17 protein-coding genes are annotated in these 21,177 nt (G+C 73.6%); 9 read left to right on the top strand and 8 right to left on the bottom strand.

Annotated features, from left to right (window positions below; genetic code table 11):
* The first annotated feature begins 69 nt into the window (after positions 1 to 69).
* Together ACWEVS_RS05425 and ACWEVS_RS05420 are read left to right on the top strand one after the other, a co-directional pair.
* Complete coding sequence (locus ACWEVS_RS05425; RefSeq protein WP_452550074.1) at positions 70 to 2,658, top strand: AfsR/SARP family transcriptional regulator; 2,589 nt, start codon at positions 70 to 72, stop codon at positions 2,656 to 2,658.
* 77 nt (positions 2,659 to 2,735) lie between these two features.
* Positions 2,736 to 3,644 carry a TIGR03619 family F420-dependent LLM class oxidoreductase gene (locus ACWEVS_RS05420; protein ID WP_452550073.1) on the top strand — a complete coding sequence of 303 codons (909 nt, stop codon included), beginning with the start codon at positions 2,736 to 2,738 and terminating at the stop codon, positions 3,642 to 3,644.
* Between the two features lie 142 nt (positions 3,645 to 3,786).
* Here the strand turns inward: ACWEVS_RS05420 and ACWEVS_RS05415 are convergent, their stop codons facing one another.
* The gene (locus tag ACWEVS_RS05415; protein WP_449915784.1) at positions 3,787 to 5,073 is read right to left on the bottom strand and encodes a TIGR04013 family B12-binding domain/radical SAM domain-containing protein; all 1,287 of its coding nucleotides are present in this window, start codon (positions 5,071 to 5,073) and stop codon (positions 3,787 to 3,789) included.
* A gap of 70 nt (positions 5,074 to 5,143) precedes the next feature.
* Between ACWEVS_RS05415 and ACWEVS_RS05410 the strand changes: the two genes are divergently transcribed.
* Positions 5,144 to 5,713, top strand: a complete 570-nt coding sequence (locus ACWEVS_RS05410) for a TIGR03086 family metal-binding protein (RefSeq protein WP_449915783.1) — start codon at positions 5,144 to 5,146, stop codon at positions 5,711 to 5,713.
* Positions 5,714 to 5,963: 250 nt separating this feature from the next.
* Here ACWEVS_RS05410 and ACWEVS_RS05405 read toward each other — a convergent pair whose 3' ends face one another.
* Positions 5,964 to 6,902, bottom strand: coding sequence for a DoxX family membrane protein (locus ACWEVS_RS05405; RefSeq protein WP_452550072.1), 939 nt, complete (start codon positions 6,900 to 6,902; stop codon positions 5,964 to 5,966).
* A gap of 194 nt (positions 6,903 to 7,096) precedes the next feature.
* On the opposite strand from ACWEVS_RS05405, the gene ACWEVS_RS05400 reads away from it, so the two are divergent.
* Positions 7,097 to 8,020, top strand: coding sequence for a DUF5996 family protein (locus ACWEVS_RS05400; RefSeq protein WP_449915779.1), 924 nt, complete (start codon positions 7,097 to 7,099; stop codon positions 8,018 to 8,020).
* A gap of 266 nt (positions 8,021 to 8,286) precedes the next feature.
* On the opposite strand, the gene ACWEVS_RS05395 is transcribed toward ACWEVS_RS05400, so the two are convergent.
* From ACWEVS_RS05395 to ACWEVS_RS05385, 3 genes are all read right to left on the bottom strand, one after another.
* On the bottom strand, positions 8,287 to 8,409 hold the full coding sequence (locus ACWEVS_RS05395) for a hypothetical protein (RefSeq protein WP_452550071.1): 123 nt from the start codon (positions 8,407 to 8,409) through the stop codon (positions 8,287 to 8,289).
* 387 nt (positions 8,410 to 8,796) lie between these two features.
* Positions 8,797 to 10,350 carry an ABC transporter permease gene (locus ACWEVS_RS05390; protein WP_452550070.1) on the bottom strand — a complete coding sequence of 518 codons (1,554 nt, stop codon included), beginning with the start codon at positions 10,348 to 10,350 and terminating at the stop codon, positions 8,797 to 8,799.
* Positions 10,347 to 11,231, bottom strand: coding sequence for an ATP-binding cassette domain-containing protein (locus ACWEVS_RS05385; protein WP_452550069.1), 885 nt, complete (start codon positions 11,229 to 11,231; stop codon positions 10,347 to 10,349). The genes ACWEVS_RS05390 and ACWEVS_RS05385 overlap by 4 nt, the downstream gene beginning before the upstream one ends.
* 100 nt (positions 11,232 to 11,331) lie before the next feature.
* Between ACWEVS_RS05385 and ACWEVS_RS05380 the strand changes: the two genes are divergently transcribed.
* The 3 genes from ACWEVS_RS05380 to ACWEVS_RS05370 are packed head-to-tail and all read left to right on the top strand — an operon-like array spanning position 11,332 to position 17,310.
* The gene (locus tag ACWEVS_RS05380; protein WP_452550067.1) at positions 11,332 to 13,842 is read left to right on the top strand and encodes an AAA family ATPase; all 2,511 of its coding nucleotides are present in this window, start codon (positions 11,332 to 11,334) and stop codon (positions 13,840 to 13,842) included.
* Between the two features lie 18 nt (positions 13,843 to 13,860).
* Positions 13,861 to 14,973, top strand: coding sequence for an acyltransferase family protein (locus ACWEVS_RS05375; RefSeq protein ID WP_452550065.1), 1,113 nt, complete (start codon positions 13,861 to 13,863; stop codon positions 14,971 to 14,973).
* 21 nt (positions 14,974 to 14,994) lie between these two features.
* Positions 14,995 to 17,310, top strand: a complete 2,316-nt coding sequence (locus ACWEVS_RS05370) for a polysaccharide lyase 8 family protein (protein WP_452550064.1) — start codon at positions 14,995 to 14,997, stop codon at positions 17,308 to 17,310.
* A gap of 17 nt (positions 17,311 to 17,327) precedes the next feature.
* On the opposite strand, the gene ACWEVS_RS05365 is transcribed toward ACWEVS_RS05370, so the two are convergent.
* Positions 17,328 to 17,705: a VOC family protein gene (locus tag ACWEVS_RS05365; protein ID WP_452550063.1), complete on the bottom strand. Its 378-nt coding sequence runs from the start codon at positions 17,703 to 17,705 to the stop codon at positions 17,328 to 17,330.
* 10 nt (positions 17,706 to 17,715) lie between these two features.
* Between ACWEVS_RS05365 and ACWEVS_RS05360 the strand changes: the two genes are divergently transcribed.
* Positions 17,716 to 18,159, top strand: coding sequence for an ArsR/SmtB family transcription factor (locus ACWEVS_RS05360; protein ID WP_452550062.1), 444 nt, complete (start codon positions 17,716 to 17,718; stop codon positions 18,157 to 18,159).
* Between the two features lie 54 nt (positions 18,160 to 18,213).
* On the opposite strand, the gene ACWEVS_RS05355 is transcribed toward ACWEVS_RS05360, so the two are convergent.
* Both ACWEVS_RS05355 and ACWEVS_RS05350 read right to left on the bottom strand, forming a co-directional pair.
* Positions 18,214 to 18,720 (bottom strand): potassium channel family protein, encoded by a 507-nt coding sequence (locus ACWEVS_RS05355; RefSeq protein ID WP_452413090.1) that lies wholly within the window; start codon positions 18,718 to 18,720, stop codon positions 18,214 to 18,216.
* Positions 18,720 to 19,691 (bottom strand): DUF4331 family protein, encoded by a 972-nt coding sequence (locus ACWEVS_RS05350; protein WP_452550060.1) that lies wholly within the window; start codon positions 19,689 to 19,691, stop codon positions 18,720 to 18,722. Before ACWEVS_RS05350 ends, ACWEVS_RS05355 begins: the two co-directional genes overlap by 1 nt.
* Positions 19,692 to 20,034: 343 nt before the next feature.
* On the opposite strand from ACWEVS_RS05350, the gene ACWEVS_RS05345 reads away from it, so the two are divergent.
* Positions 20,035 to 21,144, top strand: a complete 1,110-nt coding sequence (locus ACWEVS_RS05345) for an amidohydrolase family protein (protein ID WP_452550058.1) — start codon at positions 20,035 to 20,037, stop codon at positions 21,142 to 21,144.
* Positions 21,145 to 21,177 lie beyond the last annotated feature (33 nt).

Genomic DNA, 21,177 nt, shown 5'->3' with positions numbered 1-21,177 from the left:
GTGCCGCGGGGGCGGGTCAGGCACGAGGTTCGAAGGGCGGCGAGGGCCGGGGCGTGGCATCATCCCCCAATGCGTTTCGAGCTGCTGGGACCGGTACGTTGCCTGCGGGGCGAGCAGGAACTCGACCTGGGCTCCCCTCAGCAGCGGCTGACCGTCGCCGCCCTGCTCCTGGCCGAGGGCCGCGTGGTCGGCCAGGACCAGCTGATCGACATCCTGTGGGCCGACGCGCCGCCCAGGACCGCGGCGAACGTCGTGCGGCAGTACCTGTCGCGGCTGCGGGCGGCGGTGGGCGCCGAGGTGATCCAGTCGGTGGCAGGCGGATACAGGTGCGCCGCCGCCACCGACGTGGCGGACTTCCACCGGTTGCTGAGCAAGGCCGCGCAGGCCCCGGCGGACCAGGCGTATACGCTGCTGAACCAGGCGCTGGAGTGCTGGCGGGGCGAGCCGCTGGCCGGGCTGCCCGGCGCCTGGGCGCAGGCGCGGCGCGCCCGGCTGGCCGAGACACGCCTGGTCGCCCTGGAGTCCAGGATCGACGCCGACCTGGCGCTGGGGCGGCACGCCGAGGTGATCGGCGAGCTGACCGCGCTGCACGCCGAGCACCCGACCCGCGAGCGGCTGTCCGGCCAGCTCATGCTGGCCCTCAAACGCGCCGGACGGCAGGCCGAGGCCATCGGCGTCTACACCGACACCCGCCTGCTCCTGGCCGAGGAGTTCGGCGTGGACCCGTCGGCCGAGCTGGCGGCCGTCTACCAGCAGATCATCGCCACCGACCAGCCGGTCGTCGCCGTGAGAGCCGGCGGGGTCCGGCCGGCGCCGGCACAGCTGCCGGCGGGCGTGCACGACTTCACCGGCAGGCGTGACGTCGTGCGGGACCTGGTCGAACGGCTGAAGTCGGCGGGTACGAGCACGATGCCCGTCGTGGGGGTGTCAGGCCCGGGCGGGATCGGGAAGAGCACGCTGGCGCTGCACGTGGCGCATGCCGTACGGGAGAGCTTTCCCGACGGTCAGCTGTACGCCAACCTCCGCAGCGGAAACCAGGCTCCCGAGGACGTACTGGCCGGCTTCCTGAGGGCGCTGGGCTGCGCCGACCGCCGGATTCCGCCCACCCTGCCGGAGCGGGCGGCGCTGTTGCGGTCCACGCTCGCCGGTCGGCGGGTGCTGGTCGTGCTCGACGACGTCGCCGGCTCCGGCCAGGTCGAGCCGCTGCTACCGGGCTCGGCGACCTGCGCCGTGATCGTCACCAGCCGCGTCCGGCAGGTCGGCATTCCCGGCGCCCAGCTGACGGCCCTCGGGCTGCTGTCCGCCGACGAGGGGCTGGAGCTGCTCGGAGGCGTCGCCGGGCAGGCCCGGGTGACGGCCGAGCCGCGGGCCGCCGCCGAGCTGGTCGAGGCGTGCGGGCGGCTGCCGCTGGCGGTGCGGATCGTGGCCTCCAGACTGGCCGCGCGGCCCGGCCTGCGGCTGGAGGCCCTGGCGGTACGGCTGGCCGACGCCCAGCGCCGCATCAACGAGCTCAAGGCCGGGCAGGAGACGGTGGCGTCCTGCTTCGCGCTCGGCTACGAGCAGCTGCCCCCGGAGCAGGCCAGGGCGTTCCGGCTGCTGGCGCTGGCCGAGGGACCGGACCTGCCGGTCGAGGCGGTGGCCGCGATGCTCGGCGTCGGCCCCTTCGAGGCCGACGACCTGTGCGAGGCCCTGGTCGACGCGAGCCTCCTGGAGTCCACCGCCCCGGGCCGCTACCGCTATCACGACCTGCTGCGGCTGTACGGCAGGGGCCTGGTCGGCGACGAGGAGCGTACGGCCGCGACGCGGCGGCTCTTCGAGCATTACCTGTCCGGCATCCGTGGCGTGTGCCGCGTCGCGCTGCCGGGCTTCGTGCACCCGGCCGGGACCGGCCGTCCCGAGCTGAGCTTCTCCGGGGTACCGGCCGCCCGCGCCTGGATGCGGGCCGAGCAGGCCAACGTGGCCGCCACGATCGCGGGCTCCGGCCGCGAAGGTCTCATGCGCGAGGTGCCCCTGCTCGCCCACGTGACCGGGTTCGCCGACGTCGACGACGCCATCTTCCTGCCCTCCGTCATGCTCGCGATGGGCTTGGGCGCGCAGCGCATGGCGGCGACGGACGAGGCGGTCAACCTGCTGTCCGAGGCTCTCGCGCCGGTCGACGCCCACGCCCATCCCAAGCTGAGCGCGATGATCCACGCCATACTCGCCATGGCGCTGGCCGACGACGGCTCGATCCCGGACGCCCGGCGCCACGCCGAGCGGGGTCTGGAGCTCGGCAGGCTGGCGGGCGACCCGCACAGTATCGGGGTCAACCAGATGGCGCAGGGAGTCGTGTGCTTGTGCGCGGGCGAGCTGGACCAGGCCGCCGCGCATCTGCTGGCAAGCGCCGAGACCTACCGCAGGGGCGGCCTGCCGCTGAGAGTCGCCTGGCCCGCCAACCGCCTGATGCTCGTCCACCTGGCCGCCGGACGGCCGCAGGACGCCGTGGCCGTCGGCGAGGAGGCGGTCCCCATGGCCGAGGCGATGCACGACCCCCTGCTGGCCGGGAGGCTCCTGGCAAGGCTGGGCCAGGCATGGGAGGAACTCGGAGACACCCGGCAGGCGCGGCGCTGCCGCACGGAGGCGGCCGCCGTCCTTCTGCCCTACCAGCTCATGGAATGACCTGTTGATAACGTGGCGTTTATCGCCACCCCAGATGATGTGACCTTCCATGACGCGCTGGTGAAGGGAATCACGCAATGCTGGGCCTCGCCGTACCCCAACTCGGTGTCCTCGCCGATCCCCGGCTGTCGATCGAGGTGGCGAAGGCCGCCGAGGAGATGGGCTACGACAGCTTGTGGGTGGGTGACCGGCTGCTGAACCCCACCCGGCCCACGACGCCCTATCCGGGCGGCGACGGCACCATCCCCCCGCAGCACCGCAGGTGCCTCGATCCGCTGACGGTCCTGACCGCCGTGGCCACGGCCACGTCCCGGGTACGGCTGGGCACCAGCACCCTCAACGCCTTCTGGACGCCGCCCGTCGTCCTGGCCAGATCGCTGACCACGATCGGCCTGCTCAGCGAAGGACGGCTGGACGTGGGGCTCGGAATCGGCTGGTCGGCGGACGAGTACGCGGCCACCGGAATCCCCTGGCACGGGCGAGGGGAGCGCCTGGAGGAGACGCTCGACATCCTCGACCTGGTGTGGGGCGAGTCCGACGTCATCCGCCACGAAGGAAGGCTCTGGACCATCCCCGAGTCGGCGATCGGCTCCAAGCCGGTCCAGCGGCCCGCGGTGCTGCTCGGCGGGTTCTCGCCGGCGGCGCTGGAGCGGATCGGGCGAAGGGGGGACGGCTGGCTGGCCGCCGCGCTGCCCCTGCCGATGCTGACACGCGCCTGGCGCGGCATCCAGCGGCACACGGAGTCCATCGGCCGCGACCCGGCGAAGCTGCGGCTGATCGTGCGCGTCAATCCCAGGATCACGCCGGAACCGGTGCCGGACGAGCAGGTCCCAAGTCGCGGCACCCTCGAGCAGATCGCCGGCTACCTCACGGAGGCGGTCACCACCCTGGGCGCCGAACCGCTGATCGACCTGCACTACTCGACCGAGAATCCTGCCGACTACCTCGCCGTGGCCGGCGACTTCCGCAAGCTCATCCACACCTGAGGCCGGGGCGCCCGCGGTCGGGATTCCCCCGGGCGGCCGCCGACATCTTTCGGGCGACGTCCGCGACGACGAGCGCGGTGGCGATGGCGGCGATCCCCTCGCCGCGGCCGGTCAGCGCGGGGTCGCGGGCCCGGAGAGCGGGTCAGGCCCGGCGCCTGCGGGTCCTGCGCGGGTAGGCCTTGGCGGTCTCGGCCAGCCGCGCCGAGTGCTCGGCCTGCTTGCGCCAGTGGCCGTAGGCGTCGCCGCGCTGGGCCAGCCGGTCCAGCTCGCGCATCGTCTCGAGCGGGATGAAGGCGGGCTCGGCGTCGCGCCACGGGGTGCCCGGCAGCGGCATGAACGTGTGGGTGTGGATGCGCGCGCCCAGGGACGCCAGCTCCGCCGCGAGCGTCAGCGAGGCCGCCTGGTCGGTGCCGTCCTCGCCGGGCATGCCGAAGATGAAGTCGACGTTCGGCCGGAAGCCGTGCTCGACGGCGATCCTGACGGCGTCGCGCACCGGGCCGGCGCCGTGGCCGCGCCCGGAGGCGGCCAGGACGCGGTCGGAGCCGGACTGCGCGCCGATGATGATGTTGTCGTTGGCGACGTACCGCTTGAGCAGGCGCATCGCCTCCGGTGTCACGTGCTCGGGGCGCACCTCAGACGGGAAGCTGCCGAAGAACACCCTGCCATGGGGAGGGAGTTCCTCCTTCACCCCGGCCAGCAGCTCCTCCACCGCGTCGAGGTCGGGGTCGGGGCCCGGCGAGCCGTACGACAGGGAGGTGGGGGTGATGAACCGGACGTCGCGCAGGCCGTGGGCGACCATCTCCCTGACGTGGGCGCGCACGCTGCCCACCGACCGGTGGCGGAACTGCCCGCCGAACATGAACGGCGTCTGACAGAACCGGCAGGTGTAGCGGCAGCCCCTGGTGATCTCGATGGGGCCGAACCGGCCGCGCTCGGCGGGGAAGGAGGGGAAGGCGTCGAGGGGCAGCTGGGGCGCGGGCCTGGTGCGCAGCGCGACGCCGTCGTCGTCCTTGAGGGCCAGGCCGGGCACCTGGGTCAGCGGTGTGCCTTCGCGCAGCGCCGTGACGAGGGAGACGATCGTGGACTCGCCCTCGCCGATCGCGGCCAGGTCCCAGCCGGAGTCGAGGACGTGCTGCGGCTCGGCGGTGGCGTGGACCCCGCCGGCGATGTGCAGGGCGTCGCCGCCGCCGGCCGCGCGGACGGCCGCCAGCTCGGCGGCCATCGCCTCGGCGTCAGGGGAGTAGAACGACCACAGCACCAGCACCCGGTCGGCCGCGGAGGCCGAGATCAGCGCGGCTGTCTCCTCCGGCGTGGTGCCGTAGCGCACCTCGCAGTCGACCTGCGCCGCCTGCAGCGCGCCGAGCAGGGCGTGCATGCCGTACGTCACCGCCTTGCGGTAACGGACCACCACGCAGACATCCAGTCCCACGGCGTCACAGTAGCGAATCGGGGCTCGCCATGTATTGGAATGGACTATTCCGTTCTGCTATAGTGGAGACATGATCCTCACCGAGGCGCACGAAGCCCTCCGCACCGTCATCCGTAACGTCCCCGCCGACGGCTGGGAGCTGCCCACCCCCTGCGCCGAGTGGAACGTCACCCAGGTGCTCCAGCACGCCGCCGGCGACCAGCTCGGCTACGCGGCGTTCATCACCGGCGGTCCGCTGCCCGAGGAGAACCCCTTCGCCCCCTCCGGCAGGCTCGCCGGCTCCCCCGAAGAGGTGGCCGAGCAGGCCATGAAGGCCTCGGCCGACGCCTGGGCGACGGTGTCACCCGACGCCCAGGAGGTGCCGGTCCCCGTGCCGCCGAACACCATGACCTACACGCTCGGCATCGGGGCGTGCGCGCTCGACGCCGCCGTGCACGCCTGGGACATCGCGACGGCGACGGGACAGCCCTCGCCGCTCACCCCGGCCATGGCGCGCGAGCTGCTGCCGATCGCCCAGCAGCACGTCGAGCCGCCCAGGCAGTACGGCTTCTACGCCGCCGCCCTCTCGCCCGAGGACGGCGACGACGACGTGGCCGCCCTGCTGCGCTACCTCGGCCGCGACCCGCACTGGTCGGCCTGACCTTCCCCAGGCGCCCCTCGGCACCCCCGGCACGCGCCGGCACGCGCCGGACACCGGTTGGAGCCGGTGCCCGGCGCGGGCGGGTTCAGGACGGCTTGGCCGGAGCCCGGCGCTGGCCGGCTCGGGGCCGCACGCAAGGGCCTGCGGTGGCGAGCTCGGGGCCGCACGCCGTGAGCCTGCGGGGGCGGGCTCGGGGCTGCCCTGAGCCCGGCGGGGCGTCAGGGGTGCCACGGAGTCCGGCGGGGCGGGCTCAGGGTTGCTTGCCGGAGCCTGGCCTGCGCTTGGTCGCGGCCAGTTCCTGCTGGAGCCGGCCGACCTCGGAACGCAACTGCTCCACCTCCCCGGCCTCCGCCGGGGCCTGGGACGCGCCGGCCTGCGGTGGCACCGCGTGGCTGCCCGCCGCCTCGCTCGCGGCACCGGTTTCCGCACCACCGCTCTCCATGGCGCCGGTCTCCGCGCCACCGCTCTTCGCGGCCCGGGTTTCCGCGCCACCGCTCTTCGTGGCGCCGGTCTCCGGGACAGCGGTCTTCGTGGCGCCGGTCTCCGGGGTGACGGGTCCCGCGGGTACCGCATGGGCGGGGTCGGGGCCGTCCGCGCGTGCCGAGCGGGCGGCGGAGTACGGAGAGTACGGCGTGTACGGCGAGTGGCGCGTGGTCGGCCGGTCCTCGGTGAAGGGGCGGGCGTCGGAGGGATCGTCGGAGGCGCGCGAGATGATGACCGCGCCCGTCGGCACCGGTGGTCTCGGGGGCGCGTCCTCGCTGTCGATGCGCTCGTCGCGCGTGGCGGTCCAGCGGGCGAGCAGGCCGTCGGCGCCGAGACGGCCGCCGCCGAAGGCCAGCAGTGCCAGGCAGACGGCCGCCAGTGCCACGACGAGTTCCCAGCCCGGCGTGCTGGTGAAGATGCCGCCGCGCGACTCGACGAAGATCCCGGCTCCGGCCATGTCCACCAGCAGGGTGAACGCCGCGATCCGCACCCCGAACCCGGTGATGAGCATCGCGCCGCCGATGATCTCGGCAGCGGTGGCGAAATAGGCGGCCAGCTGGGGGCTCGGCACGCCGAGGTGGGCGAAGGCGGCCGTGGTGGCGTCCATTCCCGCATGCCACTTCTGCAGGCCGTGAGCGATGAAGATGATGCCGACCATCACACGTGCGGCCAGCAGTGCGATGTCGCTGCCGATTCTCTTGACCATGATGATCCCTCCGCCCTCTTTGTTCCCTCCTGTGTGGTGAAAGTAGTGAATGTCGTAATTTGTGAGGAGAGGTTTGACCGACCAGGAGAGGTGCTGAACGAGGACTGACCGGAAATTCGCCTCACTGGGCGTTGTGTCGGTTTACTCTCCGGGCACATACATCTGGCGTCGCGTTTTCAGGGGGGCACGAGCCAATGGAGCTCTTTCCTGCCATGCCGTACGAGGAGTGGCTCGAAACCAAGGACACCTTCCACAGGTTCGCGCAGATCGTCGGAAAGATACGGCTGGCCGCGAGCCCGCGCCGCAACCACTGGTGGAACGTGCCCTTCCACCTGACCGGACGAGGCCTCACCACCAGGCCGATGGGGCTGCCCGACCCGTTCTCCATCGACTTCGACCTGGTCGGGCACCGCCTGATCGTCGACAAGGCCGACGGGCGCAGCGCCCAGTTCTCGCTGATCGGCCAGTCGGTCGCCGGTTTCTACGCCCGGCTCTTCGAGATCCTCGACGAGTTGGGGATCGACGTGGAGATCCAGGCGGTGCCGTACGACATGGCGGACAGCACCCCCTTCGCCCTGGACACCAGGCACGCCGCCTACGACCCCGCACTCGTCAACCGGTACTGGATCGTCCTGGGCCAGGTCGCGCAGGTGCTGGAGCGCTTCGCCGCCGACTTCTGCGGCAAGACGAGCCCGGTCCACCACTTCTGGCACACCTTCGACATCGCCGTCACACGCTTCACCGGCAGGGCCGTAGGGGCCGCGCCCGAGGCCGACCCCGTCACCAGGGAGGCGTACAGCTGGGAGGTGATCAGCGCGGGCTTCTGGTTCGGCGACGAGGAACGGCCGTGGCCCGCGTTCTACTCCTACACCGCTCCGGAGCCGCAGGGCCTGTCCGAGCAGCCGCTGTGGCCCGACCAGGCGGCGTGGATCCCCTCGAGGGGCAGCCATCTGGCCGTGCTCAAGTACGACGACGCCAGGCGCGGCGACGACCCGGTCGCCACGGTCCTGGGGTTCCTCGGCAGCGCCTACCAGGCGGGCGCCAAGCTGACCGGCTGCGACGCCGCCAGGCTCGCCAGCGTCGAGGGCGTCACCGACCCCTACCTGGAGGCGACGTGACCAGGACGGCCCCGCCTCCCCTCCACCGCCCGCACCGCTGACCCGGCCCGCGCCCTCCGCAACCCGCCCGCCCCGCTCAACGACCCGTCCGGTCAGGTCGATCCGCCCGGTCCGCTTGGCGATGTGGCCGGTCTGCCCGCCGACCCGTCGGGTCCGTCTGACCCGCTCGGCGGCCTCGCTCCGCCCGGTCAGGTCGATCCGCCGGGTCCGCCTGGCCATGCGGCCGGTCCGTCCTGCGGCTTGTCCGGTCTGTCTGATCCGCCTGGTCAGGCGGCCGACCTGCTCGGTGCCTGTCCGATCCGCCCGGTCAGGTCGATCCGTCCGGTCCGCCTGGCCATGTCGCCGGTCCGTCCTGCGGCCTGTCCGGTCAGCTCGATCCGCTTGGCCACGCGGCCGGTTCGCCCGGCGACCCATCCGATCCGTCTATCCGCCCGGCGACCTGGCCGGTCCGACCTGACCTGGCCGGTCTCCTGGCCGGTCTGCCCGAGCTGGCCGGTCCGCTTGGCCCGGTCGATCCGTCCGGCGGGCCGGTTGTGGAATCCCGGCGGGCATGCGACCGGCCCCGCCGTGGGGACGGCGGGGCCAGGGGTGTCGCGAGGCGCAGTGGCCGGGCGGCCCCATCGGGCGCGCAGCGGCCGGGCGGATCCGTGGCCGGATGGCGCCGGCGTCGCGTGGCGTGGAGGCCGCGCCGCTCCGGAGCGCCCCGGGAGCGTCCTGGCGCTTCAGCGGAGCGCCCCCGGAGCGTCCTGCGCTTCAGCGGAGCGCGACGCTGTGCCTCAGAGGAGCGCTCTGCGCCTGAGCGCGGCCAGGCCGCCTGCGACGAGCGCCAGGGTGAGCGCCAGCATCACCGCCACCGGGCCGGGCGTGAACTCCTCGCCGGACAGCACCATCGGCAGGTTGGGGAACGGCACGACGTACTTGGCGATCCAGTAGTCGATCCCCATGATCGGGCCGAGCACCTCGCCGAAGAGGTTGACGAACAGGAAGGTCGCCCAGCTGAAGCCGGCCGCCGCCCTGGGCAGCAGCCCGAAGGCGAGTACGCCCACGCCTGCCGGCACCCACACGGCCGGTACCTGCACCAGCGTGCCGGGCAGGACGCCCAGCGGGTCGCCGGTCGCGAGGCCGATTCCGAGTCCGGCCGCCGTGAGGATCACGACGCTGCCGCCGAGGGCGAAGACCAGGTGGCTGCCCGCCCAGCGGAGCCGCCCGACGGGGGTGGCCAGCAGCAGTTCGGCGCGTCCCGCCGCCTCCTCGCCGCGCAGCCGCAGCAGGGCGAGCAGTGGGTGGAGGGCGGCGACGTAGCCGAGGCTGAGCGCGATCAGCCACAGGTAGGCGTCGGTCATGCTGACCCCGTCACCCGCGGTGTAGCGGGCGAGGAACTCCTGGACGGCGGCGCCCTGACGCGACACCTCGGGGATCGACAGGGCCAGCGCGCCCAGCGCGAGGCCGGCGATCGCGTACCCGACGGTCCATCCGGCCAGCAGGCCCCGCTGCAGCCGCCATGCCAGCGCCAGCGGGCCGCGCAGCGTGGTGGACCCCGCGGGGCCGGGCCGCTCGGGGATGACGCCGTGGCCCACGTCGCGGCGCCCGGCCAGCCGGTAGGCGGCGGCGACGGTCACGGCGGTGAGCGCCAGTCCGGGGAGCAGGGCGGCCCAGTTGTCGTCCCCGTACGGCTTGACCAGGTGACTCCATCCCTGCGGCGAGAGCCATTTGAGCGCCGTCAGGCCGCTGCCGTCGGCGACGAAGCGCAGCAGGTAGCTGACGCCGAGCGCCAAGGCGGCCAGGCCGACGGCGGTGCGGGCGCCGACGGTGAGCTGGGCGGCCAGCGCGCCGACGCCGGTGAAGACCAGGCCCATGGTGGTGATCGCGGCGCCGAAGGCCAGCGATCCGGCGAGGTCGAAGCCCATCGCGGCCATCGAGAGCCCGGCCAGCAGGCCCGCGAGCGCCACGGCGGCGGCGGTGACCGTCAGCGCGGCCGTCAGCGGCGCGAGCCTGCCGACGACTCCGGCGCCCACCAGCTCGGCGCGGCCCGACTCCTCTTCGGCGCGGGTGTGCCTGACCACCATGAGGATCGCGATCAGGGCGATGACGGTGTAGATCGCGTCGGCGTTCTTCCACACCGCCATCCCCGCCACGGTCGGGGAGTAGACCTCGCCGGCGAAGGCGGTCAGCGCCTTGTTGGCCGCCATCTCCCTGGCGAAGTCGCCGATCGAGGGGATGGCCGTGGCGTACCGGTTGGCCTGGCCCGCCGCGAGCACGGCCAGGAGCAGCATCCACACCGGGGCGATCAGCCGCTCGCGGCGCAGGATCAGCCTGATCAGGGTGGTCATCGCGCGCTCCGGTCCGCGTAGTGGCGCATGAACAGGTCCTCCAGGGACGGCGGCGTGCTGACGAGGCTGGTGATCCCGGCCTCGGCCAGGCGGCGCATGACCTTGTCGAGGTCCTGGTCGTCCACCTGGAAGGTGACCTTCCCGTTCTCGACGGCCGTCCCGTGCGCCCACGGCAGGTCGGGCAGCGCGCCCGAGAGCGTGGCGGTGATCTTGGTCATGGTCAGGTGTCGCAGCTCGGGCAGGGTGCCCGACTCGACCGTGCGTCCCGCGCGGATGATGCTCACCCGGTCGCACAGCGCCTCGACCTCGGACAGGATGTGGCTCGACAGCAGCACGGTCCGGCCCCGCCGCTTCTCCTCCAGCACGCACTGCTGGAAGACGGCCTCCATGAGCGGGTCGAGCCCCGAGGTCGGCTCGTCGAGGATGAGCAGGTCGGCGTCCGAGGCGAACGCCGCGACCAGCGCGACCTTCTGCCGGTTGCCCTTGGAGTACGTCTTGGCCTTCTTGCGGGGGTCGAGTTCGAAGCGGTCCATCAGCTCCGCGCGCCGGGCCGGGTCGAGGCCGCCGCGCAGCCTGCCGAGCAGGTCGATCACCTCGCCGCCGGTCAGCGAGGGCCACAGGTTCACGTCGCCGGGCACGTAGGCCAGCCGCCGGTGCAGCTCGGTGGCTTCCTTCCACGGGTCGCCGCCGAGCAGGACGGCGGTGCCGGAGTCGGCCCGCATGAGGCCGAGCAGGATGCGGATCGTGGTGGACTTGCCCGCGCCGTTCGGGCCGAGGAAGCCGTGCACCTCGCCGGTGCGCACCTCGAGGTCGAGCCCGTCGAGCGCGTGGGCCCTGCCGAAGCTCTTGTGGAGCTCACGGATGCTGATGGCGGTGTTCATGGCTCCACAACCTAGAAAGCCGGGCGATCCGGCGGTATCGGGCAGATGCCCAAGGATGCGGACCGGCATATCGGACATGCCGCCCGCTATCTTGCGTGGCATGCTGCATGGCCGTCAGGAAGAGCTGGAACGTCTGCGCGGGCTCGTCGCCGGGGCGCAGGAGGGGCGCAGCGCCGCACTCGTGGTCCGCGCCGAGCCGGGAACGGGCAAGACGGCCCTGCTCGACGCCGCCGCCGTGGACGCCGGGATCCCCGTCCTGCGCGTCGCGGGGGCCGAGACGGAGGCGGAGCTGCCCTACGCCGCGCTCCACCTCATCCTGCGCCCGCTCCTGCGCGGCCTCGACGCGCTCCCGCAGCCGCAGGCCGACGCGCTGCGCGGCGTGCTCGGGCTGGCCGCCACGACCGGCGGACAGGACCGGTTCCTGACCGGGCTGGCCACGCTGACGTTGCTGGCCGACCAGGGGCCGCTGCTGTGCCTGCTGGACGACGCGCACTGGATCGACCACGCTTCGCTGGACGCGCTGCTGTTCGCCGCCAGGCGGTTGGAAGCCGAGGGCGTCGTGCTGGTCTTCGCGACCAGGACCATGGACCGTGACCTGTTCACGACGGCGGGGTTGGCGGAGCTGCGCCTGGCGGGCCTGGACCGGGCCGCCGCCCTGCGCTTGCTGGCCGAGCGCGCTCCCGGGCTGCCGCCCGCCGTACGCGACCGGGTCGTCGCCGAGTCGGGCGGCAACCCGCTCGCGCTCATCGAGCTGCCCGGCATGAACGTCGACTCCCTGGCCGCCGGGCCGCTCCCGCTCCCGTACCGGTTGCAGGAGGCCTACCAGGCGCGGGTGTCGGCCCTGCCGTCCGACACCCGCACCCTGCTGCTCGCGCTGGCCGCCGAGGGCGAACTCGCGGCGGCGCTCCAGGCGACGGGACTCGGCATCGGCGCGCTGGCCCCCGCCGAGCGGGCGGGCCTCGTCGCCGACGCCGCCTTCCGCCATCCGCTCGTGCGCGCCGCCGCCTACCAGAGCGCCTCCTTCGCCGAACGCGTCGCCGTCCACCGCGCGCTGGCCGGCGCCACCACGGGGGAGCGCCGCGCCCGGCATCTGGCCGCCGCGGCCACCGGCCCCGACGAGGAGGCCGCGGCCGCCCTGGAAGCCGCGGCCGGCACCGCCCGCGAGGTCTCCGGGTACGGCGAGGCCGCCACGGCCCTCGAGCGCGCCGCCAGGCTCACCCCCGACACCGCCGAACGGGCCCGCAGGCTCACCGCGGCCGCCGCGCTGGCCGCCGACGCGGGCCAGGGCGAGCGCGCCCGCGCCCTCCTCGACCAGTCGGCTCGCCTCGGCGGGGCCTCACGGGAACTGGTACGGCTGCGCGCGCGCATCGAGTTCGAGCACGGCTCGCCGGAGACCGCGTCGCGGCTGCTCCTCGACGCCGGCCAGGACCTGCTGGTCGAGGCGGCGCGGGTGGCCTGGACGGTCGGCGACGCCGACGGCCTGCGCGCCGTCAGGGACCGCATGGACGACGGCCCCGCGAGCCTGATGACCGGCGCCGTCGAGCTGCTGGCCGGCGACCCTGGAACCGGTCTCGACCTGATCAGGCGGCACCTCGACCAGGCACCCGAGCGCGGGGACGGCCTCCCGCTCACCCCCACCTCCCTGGCCCTGCTGTCGGGCGACTACGCCACCGCCCGCGACCACCTTCAGGCGGTGGCCGCCGACATGCGCTCCCGCGGGGCGATCGGCTGGCTGCCCGGCGTGCTCGCCGTTCTCGCCGAGACCGAGACGCTGCTGGGCCTGGCCAGGACGGCCGAGGCGACCGCGGCCGAGTCGCTGCGCATCGCGGAGGACACCGGTCAGCGGCGGCACGCCGCCGTCGCCCGCGGGCTGCTCGCCCACGCCGCGGCCCTGCGGGGCGAGCAGCCGGACCCCGGGCTGCGCGGGGACTGGGCCGACCGCGCCCGCGCCGTCCTCGACCTGGTCACCGGCAGGTGGGCGGCAGCGCTGGAGCGTCTCGGCCACCTCGCCCACCGGCCGTACGGCGCGTGCTTCGCCGCCGACCAGGTGGAGGCGGCCGTGCGGGCCGGGCGTCCGGCGGCGCGGGAGCTCGCCAGGTTCGAGAGCTGGGCGCTGGCCTCGGGTGTGGCGTGGGCGCTGGCCGTACGGCACCGCTGCCTTGCCCTGCTCGCCGGCGACCCCGAGGAGCAGCACGCGCATTACGAGCAGGCCGTCGCCTGCCCCGACCTGCCGCTGCAGCAGGCCAGGAGCCGGCTGCTCTACGGCGAGTGGCTGCGCAGGTCACGCAGGAAGAGCGAGGCGAGGATCCAGCTCAGGTCCGCCCTGGAGGTCTTCGAGCAGGTGGGGGCGGTGCCGTGGGCCGACCACTGCAGGGCCGAGCTGCGCGCGGCGGGCGAGACGGTCGCCGCGCCCCCGGCGCCTGGCGCGCTCCCCGAGCTCACCCCGCAGGAGCTCCAGATCGTCAGGCTGGCCGCCACCGGCGCGACGAACAAGGAGATCGGCGCCCAGCTGTTCCTCAGCCCCAAGACCGTAGGCCACCACCTGTACCGGGCCTTCCCCAAGCTTGGCGTCTCCAACAGGACCGAACTGGCCAGTTTGCACCTGGTATAGGCCCTTATAGTCGGGCAAATGTCCCCTCCCCCTCCCTCGCGCCTCGGCTGGCTCGACGCCATCAGAGGGCCCGCGGCCCTCGCGGTGGTCCTGCACCACGCGGGCTGGACCTACTTCCCCGGCCTGTGGGCGGAGGTGGACCGCCGGATCGACGTCGGCACCTGGGGCGTCTTCGTCTTCTTCCTGGTCAGCGGCTACATCATCCCCGCCTCTCTGGAACGCCGCGGCGACGTGCGGGCCTTCTGGACCGGCCGGTGCCTGCGGCTGCTGCCACTGCTGCTGGTGGCCGTCGCGCTGGCGTTCACGCTCGCCGCCTTCGGCGCCTACGAGCCGCACCCGGGCCTGGCCACCACGCCCCCGTTCCTGGTCGCGCTGGGGAACCTGTCGATGCTGCAGGAACTGCTCGGCGTGCCGGCCGTCATCGGGGTGATGTGGACGCTGTCGTACGAGATGGCGTTCTACCTGATCACCGTCGCGCTGTTCAGGATCGGCCAGGCCCACCGGTCCGCTCCGGCCGCCGCGGTCCTGGCGCTGCTCGCCGTACCGCTGGGGCTGCTGCTGCCCGGGCCGGTGATCGGCGGGTGGGTCGCGCTGCTCGGGATGCCCGTGCTGGCGGCCGTCGCCGTGACCGTGTGGGGGCGGGGAGCGGCGCGTACGGCGGCGGCCGTGGCGGGTGGCGCGCTCGGGCTGGCGCTGGTGGTGCTCGGCAGCAGGATCGGGGCGTGGCAGGGGCTGGTCATCCTGGCGGTGATGTTCGCGGGCACGGCCGTCCACCGGGCCGAGCACGGGCAGATCCGGCCGCGCACGGCCGCGGCGGCGCTGGCGGTCGTGCCGGCATGCGCGCTCTTCGCCAAGGACGACCCCGGCTGGGCCCCCGCCATCGTGGCGGCGGGGGCGTGCTTCGCGGCGGCGTTCGCGCTGCGGCGGCTGCGGTATCCGCGCCTCCTGACCCATCTCGGCGTGATCAGCTACTCGACGTACCTGCTCCACCCGCTGCTGCTGCGGTTGTTGCCGTCGGCCTGGTCGTACGTCCTCGTGCTGATGCCGCTCGCGTACGCGACGCACCGGCTGGTCGAGTTGCCGGCGCAGCGTCTGGCCAGGCGGCTGGCCGACCGCGTGCCGAGCGGTTGACCGAGTCCGCATAATCAAGGCGTGCGCGGCTTCTCCCGGCGGTCGTTCCTCCATCTGGGCGCCGTCGCGGTCGCGGCCGGGGCGGTGCCGGCGGGCCGGATCGGCGACCCCTTTCCGGCGTCGGCGGCTCGGACCGGCCATTCCTTTCCGGCGACGGCGGGCCGGGCCGGCGATTCCTTGGCGCGGGCGGGCCGGGCCGGCGATCCCTTCCCTGCGCTGCGCCGGCGCTGGCGCGAGGTCACGGCGGAGCCAGGGGGCGCCATCGCGGCGGGGCCGTACCGGAGGAGGGTGGCGGTGCTCGGGGCGACGGCGGCCGGCTACCGGGACACCATGCGCCCGGACGACGGGTCGCTCTGGCCGGGGCTGGCCTTCCCCTCGTTCGACGAGACCCCCGCGCGGCTGCGGGCCATGGCCCGCGCGTACGCCGTGACGGGCACCGGCCTGACCGGCGACCCCACGCTGGCGGCGGCCGTGGCGACCGGCATCGACCACTACCGGCGCCAGGTGTACACCGCAGGCGCCGAGCCCGCGGGCAACTGGTGGAACTGGCAGATCGGCGTCCCCCTGCGGCTCCTCGACGCGGCCGTGCTGATCGGCCCGCACCTGGGCGAGCCGCGGAGCCGGGCGCTGGCCGAGGCCGTGGACCACTTCCTGCCCGCATGCGTGCTCGAGGACTACAGCGGCACCAGCACCGGCGCCAACAGGGTCGACCAGTGCACGGTCATGCTCCTGCGCGCCATGCTCGCCGCCGACGGCGACAGGGCCGCGCAGGCCGTCTCGGCGCTCGCCCCCGTCTTCCCGTACGTGCGGGAGGGCGACGGGATCTACCCCGACGGCTCCTTCATCCAGCACGCCACCATCCCCTACCAGGGCGGGTACGGGCTGGTGCTGCTGTCCGGCCTGGCGACGCTGTTCGCGGTGCTGCGCGGCACGCCGTGGCAGCTCACCGACCAGAACGTCTTCGACGCGGTCGAGCGGTCGTTCGCGCCGTTCGTCCACGACGGGTTCTGCATGGACCTGGTCAGCGGCAGGGGAATCGGCAGGCGGCCCTACGGCGACCACCGGAAAGGACACGAGATCGCCGCCGCGATCCTGCTACTGGGCGAGTCGGCCTCGGCCGCCGAGCGGATCCGCTGGCAGGGCATGGTCAAGGGATGGGTACGGCGGGCCGCGCACCGCCCCGCGCTCGACCCGGCCGCCCACGCCCGCCTGGCGGCACTCATGGCCGACGACACGATCCCCGCGCTCGCCGAACCCGCCGGGCACCGGCTGCTGCCGAAGAGCGCCCGAGCCGTCCACCGCAGGCCCGGCTGGTGCGCGGGGCTCAGCATGGCCTCGGCCAGGATCGGCCACTACGAGCACGGCAACGGCGAGAACCTGCGGGGCTGGCACACCGGCTCCGGCATGCTCTACTGGTGGGCCGACGGCCATGGCGAGCAGTACTCCGACTCCTTCTGGCAGACCGTCGACCCCTACCGCCTGCCCGGCACGACGGTCTCCACCCGGCGGCTGCCCGACGGCGCGGGCGGCGCATGGGGCGACACCTGCCCGCCGGGCCGCTGGGTCGGCGGCGCCACCGACGGCACGTACGCCACGGTCGGCCAGCACCTCAACGGCCTGGACAGCACGATGGAGGCCGTCAAGTCGTGGGTCTTCCTCGACGACGCGGTGGTCTGCATGGGCGCCGGCATCACGAGCGACGACGGCGTCCCTGTCGAGACCGTCGTGGACAACCGCAGGACCGACGCGCCGCTGACCGTCGACCGCGTGGCGGGCTGGGCGCACCTCGAGGGCCACGGCGGCTACGTGCTGCCCTGCGCCCCGCTGCGCACGCTGCGCGAGAGGCGTTCGGGCGGCGCGGCGACGCGCGGCTACGTGACGCTCTGGCTCGACCACGGCGTCGACCCGCGCGCGGCCGGATACCTCTACCTGCTCATGCCGGGAGCGAGCGCGGCCGCGACCCGGGCGCGCGCCGCCGACCTGGGATGGCTGCGCGTGCTGGCCAACACCTCGGCGCAGCAGGGCGTGGCCGTCCCCTCGCTCGGCGTCACCGCCGTCAACTTCTGGACCGAGGGCGGCGCGGGAGCGCTTTCCGCCTCCGCGCCGTGCGCCGTCCTCGTCAGGGAGAGGGACGACGGCACGGCCACGCTGACCGTGGCCGACCCGCGGGAGGCTCTGGACGAGCTCACGGTGACGTGGGAACGGCCGGTGGCCGGGGTGCTCAGCGGGCACCCGCTGCTGTCGGCCGCCACGACGGGCGCGGCGCTGACGCTCGTGTGGGGTCCGCTGGCCGGTGCCGGCGGCGGCTCGGCCACGGTCACCGTACGGCTGGGTTAGGGCCTGTCCCGAACTTTCTACTGCGCCGATTGAGTCTGGACCTTGGCGGAGTCGAACTCGACGTATTCGATGATCGCGCCGCCGGGGTGGCGGATCGTCAGGTTGCGTCCAGTGGGGACTTCGTTCGGGCCGTCAAGGGTGTCGCCTCCCTCGCGCTCAACGATGGCGAAGACATCATCGAGGCTGTCGACGATGACGGTGGCCTGCACGTCGCGGTAGGGCGCCAGCGCCTCTGGGGTGCCTGCGACCAGGAGGTAGTCGCCGATGCTCGCCAGCTCGAGGTTCCCGTAGGGGAAGCGCAGCCCCGGCCGGGCGGCGGTGAGGGCTTCGAAGGTGGGCAGAGCGGTGTCCAGGTCGTCGACATAGATGCGGGCGTAGGTGGTACGGGTGGCCATGCGACACTCCATGATCATTTCCATTTTCTCGAAATATGGAAATGATCCTATGCTGGTCGGATCGGGACATGTCAACTCAGACCGACATCAGGAGAGCGGGATGCGATCGCCGACCGAGCCCAAGACGGCAGACATGGATCTGGTCGCCGTGCTACACGCGCTCGGCGATCCCGTCCGCTTGGGCCTGGTGCGCCTGATGGCCGCAGACGGCGAGGTGCCCTGCAGCCCGCAACACCTGAACGTCCCGCGTTCCACGCTCTCCAATCACTGGCGCATTCTGCGTGAGGCGGGTATCACCTCGACTCGCTCCGAGGGCAAGGCCCGCTACATGACGCTGCGTCGTGACGACCTGGAGGCTCGCTTTCCGGGCGTATTGGAGCCGATTCTCACGGCCGCCGCACCCGAGGCGGCCGTCGGCGCCACGTCAGCCGGTCGACCAGGGCGCGTCCAGTAGCTCACACGACAGGATCCCGAAGCCGGATCCGGATCGATGCGACGGTCAGTACACCTAGTCGTGCGGTCTCTGCTCCCGCTGCCCGACCCGCTCCTTGATCCGCAGGGACATCAGGCTCGCCGCCGTCGCCAGGACGACCAGGTTGAACGTCATCTGGACCAGGAGGAGCCCCCTGCCGAGCTGGCCGGAGGCGTGGATGTCGCCGAAGCCGACGGTGGCGAAAGTGGTCATCGAGAAGTAGAGGGCGTCGGTCTTGGTCGTCAGCCCGACGAACTGCCCGTCCAACCGGGTCGCGACGGTGAAGTCGGCCAGCGCGAACAGCACGAGGCCGCCGAGCGTGAGCAGGATGAGGCCGCTCACCGGAAGGTATGCCCGGTCCGTCGCCGCCTGCCGCCGCGCCGCCAGCACCACACCCCAGACCAGCAGGAGCACGCCGACCACGAACACGCCCAGCCGCGCCCACGCCCCCCAGCCGTACCTGGCCTCCTCCAGCGGCAGCAGGTAGTAGAGCGCCACGATCAGCGCGGCGTTCCACAGGGTCGACCAGAAATAGGGCGGCATCACGTCTGCGGATGCGGGGTGCCCAGGTACGGGAAGTCGGGCAGCAGGTCGGTATGCGGGCCGATCCCGTCGTCCGGGACCCTGCCGTCGGTGACCATCCCGATGCGGACGTCGGTGACGTCGTCGTCGAGGCGGCGGCCGTTGGGGTAGGCGGCGGGCGCGGACCTGTCGAAACGCAGGATGTCCGGCAGGACGGTGGCCAGCCGGTCGCGAGCGGCCTCGGCGGTGTAGCCCCCGGTGTGCTGGAGCGCCGCGGTCCAGGCGTCCAGGTAGGTGGCCACGTCGTCGGCGGGCTCGCCCCGGTTGTAGCCCTCCTTGGCCTCCTCGGCGTTGAAGTAGGCGGTCAGCGACGGGTGCGCGCCGCGGTCCACCGAGACCAGCTCGCCGTCCCGGCGCAGGCAGACCCGTGCCCACACGCCGATGCCCGGCTCGGCGCCCAGGACCCGGTCGGGCACCTCCAGGACGATGCCGACGACGTTCCTGCCCGCCATGGTGTCGGCGCCGGTCCACTGGAAGCCCTTGCCGATGCCCTCCAGGTCGGCGAAGAACGGATCGCTGCGCAGCCCGGCGGAGAACCGGAGCCAGTCCGTCTCCGCGATCTCCGGCTCGGGCCCGAAACTCACCGGGACGTCGGTGAGCACCTGGTCACCCGCCGCCTCCCACGACCTCGCGGCTTCGCCGGTGCCGTGGAAGACGGTGACGGTCTGGCGGCCTTCCCTGGGCGCGGAGAAGACGAAGCTGAAGGCGACGTCCGCGCGGGCGTCGCCGTCGTTGTCGATGTTGAGCCGGTAGACCGCGTCAGGGTGGAGGTGCGGGCCGTGGGTCGGGTCGAACGAGAACGAGTTCACGTCCATGACCAGCACGGTGCTCTCCGGAGCGCGGGGCGACCGGAAGGCGAACACGTCGGTGAGGTCGAGGCGCGCGTCACCGGACGGCGGTCGCAGGTTCGGGCCGCTGAGATGGTGGGACATGACCTGCCTCCGATCACGGTGGTGTGTGCTGCCAGGGCCACCTGACCGGGGGAGACGCCGGATGCCCAGCACGAGGCTAACCCGGCTCGCGGTGAGATCGCAGGTTCGCCGCCTTCGGTGTGTCAGCCTGACGGCCCCGGCCGCCCGCCCGAGGCCATCAGGAGCGTGGTGGTGCCCGCGGCGGGCAGCGTGCCGTACAGCAGGTAGTCGTCATGCCACGAAATTTCGGGACTTGAGGGGTTGGCCTGGCCCGGTTATCCTCCGGCGGCCCCGGTCAGGCCCACGCGGTTCTCGCGGTTTTCCCGCCATCGCCGGGGAACGTTCCGGACGAGGGTTGCCGAGCATGGCGAACGACACACGACCGGGCCGCCGTCAGGAGCGGCTGCGCGTGCGCGGCGTCGCGCTGCCGTCCGAGGAGTGGGCCGAGTTCTGGATCGCGAACGGCAGGCTGACGCGCGAGCCGCTGCCGGACGCGACCACGGTCGTGGACGGCGGCTGGCTGCTGCCGGGGCTCGTGGACGCGCACACGCATCCGGGCGCCCTTCGTCCGGGCGACCCGCTCGACCCGGCGCTGCTCCGCAGGCACGGCCGCGAGCACCTGGCGGCCGGCGTGACGCTCCTGCGCGTGCCCGGCTCGGCCGACCGGCTCCCCGCGTGGTTCGGCGCGGAACCGGACCAGCCGCGCGTCGTCTCGGCCGGTCGCTGGCTGGGCGTGCCAGGCACGTTCCACGACGGATGGGCGCGGCACGTCGGCGAGCCCGAACTGGCGGACGCGGCGGTCGAGGAGGCCCGCGCGTCCGGCGGCTGGTGCAAGGTCTACGCGGACTGGGTGGTCGGCGAGGAGGGCCTCGACGCGCCGCCGCTTCCCGTCGGCGTGCTCACCGAGCTGACCCGGCGGGTGCACGCCATGGGCGGCCGGGTCGCCGTCCACGCGCAGACGGCGGCGGGCGCCGAGGCCGCCGTCGTGGCCGCGGTGGACAGCCTCGAACACGGTCTGGGCCTCGACCCGGCCCTGCTGGACCGGATGGCCCGCCAGGGGACCGCCCTGGTGCCCACGTTCACCGTCTGGGAGACCTTCGAGCAGGTCGCCCGCTCCTCAGGCTCCGAACGGTTCCGCTCGTGGTTCCGGGCGGCCCACGCCCGGCTGGCGCCGCTGGTGTCGGCCGCGCACGAGGCCGGCGTGACGGTGCTGGCCGGGACCGACAGCTACGGGACGCCCGAACTCCCCCACGGGCGGGTGGCCGGCGAGGTGCGCCACCTGGCGGCCGCCCCCATGCCCGCCGCCGCGGCTCTCGGCGCGGCCTCCTGGACGGCGCGCGCCTTCCTCGGCTTTCCCGTGCTCGACCACGACGCCCCCGCCGACCTGGTCGCCTACGACCTGGACCCGCGCGCCGATCTCGCCGTCCTGCGCACACCCGCCCGCGTCATCCACCGCGGCCGCGTCATCCGCTGACCACGGCCACCGGCCGCTCCCTGAAGGCACGCT

It is taken from the genome of Nonomuraea sp. NPDC003754 (assembly GCF_053605785.1).
Note: the sequence above shows the minus strand (reverse complement) of the source record. Positions and strands in the feature narration are given on the sequence as shown.